Source organism: Bacillus sp. BC05(2025), assembly GCF_056725905.1.
This window is the reverse complement of the sequence record NZ_JBWYRA010000004.1, coordinates 566579-578667: the sequence shown is the minus strand read 5'-3', so window position 1 is coordinate 578667 and position 12089 is coordinate 566579. Positions and strand designations below refer to the sequence as shown.

Sequence of the window (12089 nt, the reverse complement as noted above, 5' to 3'; positions counted from 1 at the left end):
GATAAAATAGAAGGAGAGACTTCTACAATTAAAGCCTCTCCTTCTTACCAATAATATTACTCTCCCTGCTTGTTAACCATATGTAAATACAGTACAAAATCCATCATTGTCGACGAATGACCAAGTTGACGGATCATCGCTGTTATATTTCCTCTATGATATGTACCATGATTTACGACATGTTGTACTAACTCTAAAATTGAAGTTTCTAATTTTCCTGCATATGGATTCTCGATAACAAATACAGCATTCACATCTTGAATTGTAATTAAAAAGTCTTTATATTGATTTGCCATATTTTCAAACATTTTTTCTAATTCATGTAACGGTTTAGTTTCGATTTGTTTTCGTAAATTTTCTCGGTCTTGTATTGCTTCATTCATACTTTTACCATGCAATATGTGTAACCACACTTGATCTGTAATATAAATATGCGCGAAAGTATCCTTAATTGATGGGAATACGCTCTGTATCTGTTCAGTAAAAATCGTCTCATAGTTTGGTAATTCTTTTAGTCGCTCGAATAATCGTATATTAGCCCAAGCATGGTAATCCACCTGTTTTAACATGTACTCTTTCAATCAAAATCGCCCCCCTATTGTACAAAATGAATGGTTTGTTTCTTCATTTCTGATTCTCTATCAGCCTTTACAATTCCTTTTTCTTCAATTTCACGTTTATTTATAGTTTTATATTTTACATACGTATAAAATTCAGTTTGAAATGGAAACGGTGTAATCCGAATTGTTTCCTCATCTACCCATTCAGCTTGAAGAGGTTTCCCTTCTTTACTATTAAACATTTCTGTTCCTTCAAAACCATCTTTAAACAAATCAATTTCATTTTCCTTTTCTACACCAGGTTTATTCATACATACATATAAAGAAAGTTCATCGCAAAATTTTAATAACCTATAATGTTTATCGAATATCGCAAATTGTTCTTTTGTTAGCGTTGTCAATATTCTTTTTTGTCGTTCCAATTCCCCTGTATAAAATGACATCATCTCTTCATCTTCCTCATTTAATGGAAATGATAAAAAATGTTTACTACAAAGTAATGCTCCGTATGGGTTTGACCCTTCAATTTCATTCAAACCAATCTTATAAAAAACAAAGCGTAATGAGCTAGGACAATCCATAAATGTATACGGGATATTTTTAGCATCATTCAAAATTGGTACTTTATCAAGCTCTATCCACCCTCTATCATGCTCATATATCGCATCAATTGTCTCTTTTAAATATGTGTCATCTTCAAAAAAATCTTCTTTTATATATTTGGCAATCTCTCCAGCTAAAAAACCATGATCATGTTGACGAATTAATATACTTTCTTTCTCATTCTTTTCACGAAAAATCATCCGTATACTCCCCCTCATCTTAATATTGCAGCTTTTTCTATGCATCAATTCTTAATTAATCCCTAAATATTAGCAGGGATTCAGTTTCTTGCAACGAAATTAACATAACTATATAGCATTCTTTCTAACAATATAAATAGCTTTATGTTTACTATCTATTATACTAAATCATTCATTCTAAAAAATTTTTTTATGAGGTGAAAACATGAACAAAACAGAATTAATTAAAAATGTAGCACAATCAGCTGATATTTCTCAAAAGGATGCTTCTGCAGCTGTACAATCTGTATTTGACACAATTGCTACTGCATTACAGTCTGGCGATAAAGTTCAATTAATCGGCTTTGGAACTTTTGAAGTGCGTGAAAGATCTGCTCGTACAGGGCGTAACCCGCAAACTGGCGAAGAAATTCAAATCGCTGCTGGTAAAGTTCCTGCATTTAAAGCAGGTAAAGAGTTAAAAGAAGCTGTGAAATAAACAAGAAACCAGCCATTTTATAGGCTGGTTTCTTGTTTATTTCAATAATTCCTTTATATTCTCAGCATGATATACTTCACATATATAAAAGATACATTTACAGTTGCTTACAATTTGAGATTTTCTAGTTGGATACACATTCGCTGTAACAGAGCAGCCATCAAACAATTCAATAATATTTCCAGCTGGCTGATATCCTTCATATAATACGTTCCTTCTTACTTCCATCTTTTCTATAAGTTTTTCAACAGGAATATTTCCACTCTCTAACTCACACTTTATTATATGTGGTAAAAACGAGGTATCCGCAAAAATGAGATTTTCGGATAATACTTTTCCTTTATAGCTAACATTGGATACACGGTAAAGAAATGTTCCGTTTTTAGCAAAGAAATTCTTTGCTTCTTTCGGGATGTACTGTCTATCAATTACCTCTTGTTCGAGAACATCAAACTGAACTGTATCATTCAAAAGCTTTTCTAAAGCATGAATAGATGATGTATCTCCAGAAAATAAAATATTTTTAATTGCTTGTACATTATAAGTGAATTCATTCGTTCTATTTTCCGCTACTAACATGAGGAACACCTCTTCTATAAGATATTTTATTAAACTTCTTTATAATTTAAAAGCGATACTGCGTCTAACTGTGTGATTTCAGTTACTTCTTTACTAAATATCGCAATGGAAGCCAAATAATCTTCACTTGGTCTTATATCTTCCATCATTGTAGTTTCTACTAGCCCATGTCTATCCTTAAAAACTAACAAGTTTGGAAGTTCATTGGGAGCTGATACAGTAATATCCACTGGTGCAATCATTAGTCCTTCACCTGTTGCTTTGAGCACTGCTTCTTTTCGAGTCCAATATGTTAAAAAGCCTTCTATTTTCTGTTCATTAGGTAATTTCATAATTTGCGCTATTTCAATGTCCGTTAATACACCCTCTGCCATTTTCATAACATCTACATTTGGATTCATTTGTTCAATATCAACGCCTACAGGTGCAGACTTTGTAAATGCAACAACAACCCACTCACCCGAATGTGAAACCGATATTTGCGGCATACCTTCTGGTAATTGTGGTCTACCATGTTGTAACTTACATACTGGGCACATTCGATTAATCGGTACTTGGACTGGCGACATAGAAAGTATCTTTCCAAGAACTAATCTACTAATTACACAACCTATTATAAATCGTGCACGATCTACCGAATGATGATATGAATTTGCTTTCTCTCGTTCAACTTCATTTAGTAAATTGTAATGCCATGATTGTAAATCTGAAATTCTTGCCCACCATATTTGACAATCATTCTCATTAAGAGTTGGTATAGAATCTACAACTTTACTTTCTATCATGTAAACTTTCCCCTTCTTAGTAGGAATATCACTTCATTTCAAAAAATATTATCATGCTATAACTTATTCATTTACAACTTCTTTCTCTTTTTGTAATACGGGTAACGGCTTTTTCTTCTTATTTGACATTACTTCTTTATCAGAAATACGTAAAGAAAATAGTAATGCGACGAGTAAAAATATTGCAGATCCAATTAATGCAGCTTGATATGGTATGAAATCTGACTGTGTATAATTCTGTATTTCATTACTTCCAAATCCAGATAATATGCTAGCTAAAACAGCAACTCCTAATGCAGATCCTAATCGATTTTGCACATTAAATATAGTCGTTGCTCTCCCCATAGAAGGTGGCGCTATATTGTTAAATGCAGAAAATTGAACCGCTCCAACAGACTGGCCTAAGAAAATACCTATGCCAAACAATAATGCCCGTATTTGCCATGGATTCGTATCGTGATTTACAAAACTTAATAAAACAAAGATAATCGCTGTACAAATTAACCCAATAGAAATTACTTTACGAGCTCCTAATTTCTTATATGACCATGGTACAATCTGTGACGATATCATTAACCCAATCGCCTCTGGGAATGTCGTAAGACCTGATTCCAATGCGGAAACTCCTATTACATTTTGATACATAAGAGGAAAAACAAATAACATTCCTAGTAAACCAGCGGATGAAAACAATGAAATAAGACTCATCTTTCTAAAAACAGGTTCTTTTAATAAGCGTAAATCTAACATCGGTTGCTTTACTCTAAGTTCAACAATGATAAATAATGTAATGAATACAATCCCAGCTATTCCAGTACTTATAATTTCTGGGGAAACCCATCCTTTTGATGGTCCTTGACTGAGCGCATAGATTAGCATCGAAAATCCTGGTGCTGAAAGAATGAAACCGAGAGAATCAAAGCGACCAGCTGATTTTTCAATATGCTCTTTTAAAAATAGTAGACCGAATAGCAATGCTATGATTCCGAGCGGTACATTAATATAAAATGCCCAGCGCCAAGACATTTGGTCTACAAAGAAACCGCCAATAATTGGTCCTACTGCCGGTGCAACAGCAATTGGCAACACAATAAATCTTGAAATTTTCGGCCTTTCCTCCGGTGAAAATGTTCGGAATAACATCGCCATCCCAACTGGTGTTAAAAGCCCCCCGCCAGCACCTTGCATAATGCGAAAAAGATTCAATGAAGTAATATCGTTCGCTATTCCACATAATGCAGACGCAGTTGTAAATACGAAAAGAGCGGCTAGAAATACTCTTTTCGTACCGAAGCGATCTCCTAACCAACCAGAAATCGGAAGGAAAACGGCTAAGCTAACTAAATACCCAACATTAACAGTCCCCATTGCAGATGGAGGTACTTGTAATTCTTTACTTATTGTTTGAAGTGCTACATTCACAATTGTTGCATCCATCGCAGCCATAAACATCGCTGTTATATATACGATACTTACAACTACTTTTGGATTTATTTTTGCCTTCATTATCGTTTTCCTACTAATATTTTTTCGCCAACTTCATTACTTTTTGGATTCAAATCTTCCCAGTTATTTTCAACATATTGTAAACAATCATTTCTACTAGCCTCTTCATGTACAACATTCCAACCAATAGGTACATCAAGAAAGACAGGCCAGAGAGAATACTGGCCCTCCTCATTTTTTAATACTCTATATGTGTAATTATCATTTTCAAATGGATTCGTCATACTGTACTTACCCCTTTCTTATCCTGCAAATATTTCGCTAATACTTGTCCAATTTCTGTAAGTGGTCCTGGTTGACATAAATCTTTATGTCTACAATCAATATCGAATTGCACAATTTGCCCATCTAAATAATTTAGCCACGTATTTGGAGAAATAGGATCAAACCAGTCTGGTATAACAGTAGATCTAAAGAATAAAATATCTCCGTTATAAACTTTCGGTACATATTTCCCTAACAATCCTACCGAATTTACATATGTTTCTTTCAAGTTCAAAATCGTCTCTTCTTCAAGACTTGCTAATGCACTTCCATCTTTACGAAGTATTTCTACTGCACTTTCCATCGTAAGTGGTTTACCATCCATGTTATCTGGATCGTATCCCCCTAAAGCAAGTAATGCGATTAATGCTTCTTCTTCAGTAGGTGCTTCCGTATTCGGTAAAAAGTGACCAGGATAAGAATCTAGCATAACGAGTAAGTCTACTTCTTCCCCTTCATTTTGCAGTTGCGCCGCCATTGCATGCACAACATTTCCTCCAAGTGACCAACCGAGTAAACGATATGGTCCGTGAGGCTGTACTTCACGAACGTGTTTTAAATAATCCGCTGCCATCTCCTCTAAACTTTTTGGAAGTTCTTCATTTTTAGCGATACCACGTGCTTGGACACCGTAGATTGGATAATTTGTTCCTAAAGATTTCATAAGTCCTGCATAGCACCAACTTAATCCACCTGCTGGGTGTACACAAAATAGTGGCAATTGATCTCCACTTGCTCGTAATGGAAGCAACACATCGAGTGCACTTTGTCCATTTCCTACTTCAAGTCTTTCAGCAAGACCTGCAACAGTAGGTGCTGCAAATAAAGTTCCGATATTTAATTCGACCCCAAGTGCTTCTTTAATACGGCTCATAAGCTGCACTGCAAGAAGTGAATGGCCACCTAGATCAAAGAATCCGTCATCAATTCCAATTTGCGGCACACCTAAAACTTCTGTAAACAAGTCACATAACATTTCTTCTTGCGGTGTTCTTGGTCCACGACTAGAAGATGATGCGATAAACTCTGGAGCCGGCAATGCCTTTCTATCTAATTTACCGTTTGGAGTTAAAGGCAACTCATTTACTACTACAAAAGCGTATGGAACCATGTAATCTGGTAAACTACCTCCAGCAAATTGGCGCATTTCATTCGTATCAATCATTTCATTATTTGATGCGACGATATAAGAAACTAATCGTTTATCTCCTGGTTGATCTTCCCGTACAATAACCGCTACTTGCTCAACTTTAGGGTGTTTCATTATTACCGCTTCTATTTCTCCTAATTCAATTCGGAATCCGCGAATTTTTATTTGATGATCTGCGCGTCCTATATAATCTAGCGTCCCATCTTGACGCCAACGTGCTAAGTCTCCAGTACGATACATTCTTGTACCTGGCTTGCCAAATGGATCTGCAATAAAACGTTCTGCAGTTAAACCCGCTCTTCCTAAATATCCACGAGCAAGCCCTGCACCTGCAACATACATTTCTCCAACTACTCCTGGTGGCACGGGTTGTAAATAGTTGTCTAACACATACACTTTAAGATCAGGTATACTACACCCAATTAAACTGTTTGCTCGTAAAGAGACGATAGTTTCGTCTAATTCAATATAACTAACATGTACTGTCGTCTCCGTAATACCGTACATATTAATAAGCTTTGGTGCATTATGAGAATGTCGACTATACCAATCTTCTAAGCGACTTAGCTCAAGTGCTTCTCCTCCAAAAACAACATATCGTAAAGATAATTTTTGGCCAATCTCTTCATTTTCACGATCTGCTTGCATCAATTGATAGAACGCTGATGGAGTTTGGTTTAAAACAGTTACCTTTTCTTTAACAAGAAGTTGTAAAAATTCTTTCGGCGAGCGACTCACACTATGTGGCACTACGACTAGACGTCCCCCATATAATAAAGGCCCCCAAATTTCCCAAACCGAGAAATCAAAAGCGTATGAATGGAACATCGTCCATACATCGTCTGCGTCAAATTGGAACCAATGATCAGTTGCTCCTAAAAGTCTTATCACGTTTTGATGAGGTATCATAACACCTTTCGGTCTACCTGTTGAACCTGATGTATAAATAACGTAAGCAATATGTGATGGAGTTAATGGTTTCAAGCGCTCCATTTCATCAATATTGTCGTCGCTATATTTCCCAATTTCTTCTATTACTTTTACATCATCAACTAAAATTTTCAGTTCCTCACCACATTCAACTTCCACATCTGAATTTATTAAAACACAGGATGGTTTCGCATCGTGGAGCATAAATGAAATACGATCAGACGGGTAATCTGGATCCAATGGAAGATAACCTGCTCCTGCTTTAAGAACCGCAAGTAAACTCACAACCATATTTAAAGATCTCGGCATTGCTAAAGCAACGAGTTGATCGGGACCAATTCCTTTTGCTATTAGCAAACGAGCTATTTTATTCGCTTTTTTATTTAACTCTTCATAAGTTAACTTTTCATCTTCAAAGACGACAGCAATAGAATTTGGATTTATATGAGCTTGCTTTTCAAATAATTGTGATAATGTCATTTCTGGTACAATTTGAAAACCACCATTCCACTTTTCTAACACTGTATTTTTCTCTGCTAACGTTAATATTTCTAATCTACCAATTGACTGATCAGGATTCTCCGCTGCCTCATCTAATAATAGAATGTATCTTTCTATTAATTTTTGTACCGTTTCACGTTTATATAAATCAGTACTAAACTCTAACAATCCGTGTAAGCCGTTCGGAGTACCATCAACTCCGTTACTCTCGCTAATTTCAAATGTTAAATCAAATTTCGCAGAGCCAACGCTTTGAATTTCAATGCTCGCTTCTATATCCGGAGCATCAAAGGTTGCTTCTGGTGTATTTTGGAAAGCAAACATAACTTGAAACAGCGGATGACTATTTCGAGTACGTACTGGATTTAATACTTCAACAAGTCGTTCAAATGGCACATCTTGATTTTCATAAGCTGCAAGATTTGTTTGCTTCACTCTATTTAATAATTCTTTAAAGCTTGGATCTCCTGATGTATTTGTACGTAACACTAATGTATTTACAAATAAACCGACTATGTCAGAGAGAGCATCATCGTTTCTTCCAGCAATCGGACTACCGATTGGTATATCGGTACCTGCACCTAATCTTGTAAATAGCGCACTTAGTCCTGCTTGCAATACCATAAACAAACTAACTCCATTTTTCCGTGCAAGCTCTACTAACCTACTATGCATACCTGCATCTATATGAAAATGAATTGTTTCTCCGCGGTAACTCGTTTCAACTGGACGCTGGTAATCTGTAGGTAACTCCATTTTGTCCGGTAAACCTTCTAACTCCTTCTTCCAAAAATCTAATTGTGTTGAAATGAGACTTTCTGGTGTAGTTTCATCACCAAGTAATTGCTGTTGCCAAAGTGCATAATCTGCGTATTGAACTGGAAGTGTTTCCAGCTGTACGCTGTCACCTTGACATCGTGCTTTATATGCCGTTGTAAAGTCTCTCGTTAACGGTTGTAATGACCAGCCATCCCCTACAATATGGTGCAATAGAATTAGCAATACATGTTCGTTTTCATTCACTGTAAATAGTTGCAAACGAACTGCTGGCTCAACATCAAGGTTAAAGCTATATCTTACCGCTTCTGCAAGCACACTTTCTAATTCCTCTTTACATATTTTTGTTTTAATCATTTCTAGATTTAAATCTTCTATATCTAAAATTTTCTGATAAGAACTACCTAATACGTTAGGGAAAATTGTTCTCAGTGTTTCATGTTTCTCAACTACATCATAAAAGGCACCTTGTAATGCTTCCTCATTCAACTTTCCAGACAAACGAATGACTAACGGAATATTATAAGTAGGGCTTGGACCTTCTAAACAATGTAAGAACCATAACCTACGCTGTGCAAATGAAAGTGGAACTTCACTTGGTCTACTTACTTTCTTAATAGTTGGTCTAGCATTTTTTGCTTGATCCAATTGCTTCGCTAGTTCAGCAACAGTTGGCGATTCAAATAGTTTTCCAATTCCTAATTCAACACTTAACGTTTCACGAATTCTTGCCATTAAACGCGATGCAAGAAGCGAATGGCCACCCATTTCAAAGAAATTATCGTCTATGCTAATACGAGAAACACCGAGTACTTCTGCAAATAAATCACATAATATTTCTTCTTTCGGATTTCTAGCAACTCTCTCATTGTTCATGCCATTAAACTCAGGCGCAGGTAATTTCTTTCTATCAACCTTTCCATTTGGTGTTAATGGTAATTCTTCTAGCAATACAAGTGCTGATGGTACCATATAATTCGCTAAACTTTCTGAAACATAAGAACGAATTTCTGAAAGATGAATCGTTTCCTTCTCTTCGGCAACGATATACGCGATGATTCGTTTATCATTTGGGCGGTCTTCTCGTACCATTACTACTGCTTGCTTAATATTTTCATGGCGTTGTAATACCATTTCAATTTCAGCTAATTCAATTCGGAAACCACGAATTTTAATTTGATAATCTGCACGGCTCACATATTCTAGCACACCATCATTGCGCCATTTTACAAGATCACCAGTACGGTACATGCGCTCTCCTCGTTCTCCATAAGGATTTGCAACAAACCGTTCAGCCGTTAACTCTGGTTGTCCTAAATATCCACTTGCAAGTCCTTCCCCTGCAATATATAATTCACCAATAACTCCAGGTGGAACTGGTTGTAACCCTGCATCTAGTACATACACGTCTGTACTCCAAATTGGCTTTCCGATAGGAGGTATACCACTTTCCCTTTCATCGATGTTCATAACAGTAGACCAAATAGTCGTTTCAGTTGGTCCATACAAGTTTGTAATAGTGCAACCTAATTCTTTTAATGTGTTTGCTAAATGGGCTGGAAGAGCTTCGCCACCAATGAGTACATTTAGTCCTTGTAGCCTCTCTGGATATTCCGTTACTAACGCCTGCCAGAGCGTCGGTGTAGCTTGCATAATTGTCACTCTTTCTTCTTGTAACAATGCCGTTAACGCCGAAGGCTCTTGAATTACCTCTTTTTGAGCAATTGTTATACTTGCCCCACTAATAAGCGGTAAATAAATTTCTAAAGCTGAAATATCAAACGCAAATGTTGTAACTGCTAATAAATGATCGTTTTCATGTAATGAAAACATATCATCCATGGCCAATAAAAAGTTACTTAAAGCTTTCATAGGAACAATTACACCTTTTGGATTGCCGGTTGAGCCTGAAGTGTAAATTGTATAAGCTGGGTTTAAAAGTGAATCATCATTTCTAAATGGTAGATTCATATGAGAATATACTCTTAACGCTAGTTCTGTTTCTTCGCGATCTAATTCGATCTTTTTCATATCATTTTCTATCACTAAAGTTGATGTAACAGATGAATGCGTGATAATACAAGCTGGTTTTGCATCATTTACTATATAATTGATTCGCTCGGCTGGATATTCTGGATCTATTGGTAAATACGCTGCACCAGCCTTTAAAACTGCTAGCATACTAACTATCATTTCCGTTGATCTTGGAAATACTAAAGCTACAAACTGATTTGATCCTATTCCTTGCTCTACTAAATAGCGCGCCAGTTTATTTGCTCGTTCATTTAGCTCAGTATACGTAAGGTCTACCCCGTTACAAATAACCGCTATTTTATTTGGGTGTTTTTGTACTTGTTTTTCAAATAATATAGGTAGAGAGATTAACTTATCAGCTTCCTTAGTTTCATTCCATTCCAATAAAACTTTATGATTTTCTTCAGGAAGAGTAATGTTTATGCTTCCAATCGACGCGTCTTTTTGATATGTACTTATCATTAATTCTAATACATTCATAAATCTCTCTTTATGCAGCGTTAGTTCCGCGCCATTATATACTTCCGGATTCGCATCAAAATGAATCATTAGCTCAGTTTCATCGAAACGTTTATAAACATTTATCGATAAATCATCGACAGGTCCGGCTGACAAATTATGTGTAATACCATGATTCCCAGCAAAGTTAAGCCCATAATCAAAAGGCATCACATTCACTAACGGCCCGAATAACCTTTGATTTTCGCCTAGTAACTTTAAATCTCTCCTTAATTCTTCATGACGATATTTATGATGACGACGTACGTCTCGGATTTCTTTAGAAACTTGCTGTAATAATTCTGCAAGAGTGATATTTGGAGTTACAGTGAGACGAAGTGGTACTAAATTCATTACCATGCTCGGTGTATAAATAGATGCTGAACCGAGACGCCCCATCATCGGTAAACCTAAAACAATATCATTTGCACCTGTTAATTTATGCATATATATACTTGTTACAGCAACAATAAATTCTGGCCAACTTGTTAAAGAAACATTAATATCTTCTAGTAAAGTTTGCGTGCTAGAACTGGATAAATAAGCTGTTTCTCGTAAAAATCCATTGGATGTTCTCGGCGCTCTTTCTGCTAAACTTACAACTTCTGGTTCATCTGCAAACTTATCTAACCAAAAGATACGATCTTCCTGGAATTGTTTAGATTCACGATACTCTATGTCTTCTTGTACAGTTTTCGCAAGAGAACCAAATGGCTTCTCTTTCTTATTTGTTTCTTCTATAAGTGTTGTATACTCTTTCGCTACCTTTTGGCTTAGAATTGAAAATCCATAGCCATCCATCACAATGTGATGGATGCGCTGATACCAAAAGAAACGGTTATTTTCAACTTGAATAAGTGCTTCAGTAAATAATGTATCTGTTTTCAAATCGATTGGCATAGATAAATCATTTTTCATCCATATTTTAGCAGCCTCTTCAGGATTTTCTTCTTTACGAACGTCAATAAAATGCATACGAAACTGTAATTCCTCAATAACTTGCCATGGACCAATTTCATCCTCTTCGAAGCGAACATGCAGTGCTTCTGCCTCCATTACAACTTTACGTACTGCTAATTCAAAAATTTCTTGATTCATATTTCCATGTATTTCTACATATTCCCCGGTATTATAAATCGGATTAAGCGGATCTAATTGTTGCGCAAACCACATACCAGTCTGCGCAGATGATAACGAATGACGAACCTTTTGACTATTAGGCAT

General features: G+C 36.0%; 8 protein-coding genes. 1 reads left to right on the top strand and 7 read right to left on the bottom strand.

Annotated features, from left to right (window positions below):
- Window positions 1-56: 56 nt before the first annotated feature.
- Both ACZ76X_RS17095 and ACZ76X_RS17090 read right to left on the bottom strand, forming a co-directional pair.
- The gene (locus tag ACZ76X_RS17095) at window positions 57-581 is read right to left on the bottom strand and encodes a DinB family protein (RefSeq protein ID WP_479851109.1); all 525 of its coding nucleotides are present in this window, start codon (window positions 579-581) and stop codon (window positions 57-59) included.
- Between the two features lie 14 nt (window positions 582-595).
- Window positions 596-1363 carry a DUF3891 family protein gene (locus ACZ76X_RS17090; protein ID WP_479851108.1) on the bottom strand — a complete coding sequence of 256 codons (768 nt, stop codon included), beginning with the start codon at window positions 1361-1363 and terminating at the stop codon, window positions 596-598.
- A gap of 205 nt (window positions 1364-1568) precedes the next feature.
- Here ACZ76X_RS17090 and ACZ76X_RS17085 point away from each other — a divergent pair, with 205 nt between their 5' ends.
- Window positions 1569-1841 (top strand): HU family DNA-binding protein, encoded by a 273-nt coding sequence (locus ACZ76X_RS17085; RefSeq protein ID WP_001043907.1) that lies wholly within the window; start codon window positions 1569-1571, stop codon window positions 1839-1841.
- A 36-nt stretch (window positions 1842-1877) separates the two neighbouring features.
- Here ACZ76X_RS17085 and ACZ76X_RS17080 read toward each other — a convergent pair whose 3' ends face one another.
- The 5 genes from ACZ76X_RS17080 to ACZ76X_RS17060 form a co-directional block, all read right to left on the bottom strand.
- Window positions 1878-2420, bottom strand: a complete 543-nt coding sequence (locus ACZ76X_RS17080) for a cold-shock protein (RefSeq protein ID WP_479851107.1) — start codon at window positions 2418-2420, stop codon at window positions 1878-1880.
- 29 nt (window positions 2421-2449) lie between these two features.
- Window positions 2450-3205 (bottom strand): 4'-phosphopantetheinyl transferase Sfp, encoded by a 756-nt coding sequence (gene sfp, locus ACZ76X_RS17075; RefSeq protein ID WP_479851106.1) that lies wholly within the window; start codon window positions 3203-3205, stop codon window positions 2450-2452.
- Window positions 3206-3268: 63 nt separating this feature from the next.
- Window positions 3269-4711 carry an MDR family MFS transporter gene (locus tag ACZ76X_RS17070; protein WP_479851105.1) on the bottom strand — a complete coding sequence of 481 codons (1443 nt, stop codon included), beginning with the start codon at window positions 4709-4711 and terminating at the stop codon, window positions 3269-3271.
- The gene (locus tag ACZ76X_RS17065; RefSeq protein ID WP_098671266.1) at window positions 4711-4935 is read right to left on the bottom strand and encodes an MbtH family protein; all 225 of its coding nucleotides are present in this window, start codon (window positions 4933-4935) and stop codon (window positions 4711-4713) included. Before ACZ76X_RS17065 ends, ACZ76X_RS17070 begins: the two co-directional genes overlap by 1 nt.
- A complete protein-coding gene (locus ACZ76X_RS17060) occupies window positions 4932-12089 on the bottom strand; it encodes an amino acid adenylation domain-containing protein (protein WP_479851104.1) in 7158 nt (2385 codons plus the stop codon). The genes ACZ76X_RS17065 and ACZ76X_RS17060 overlap by 4 nt, the downstream gene beginning before the upstream one ends.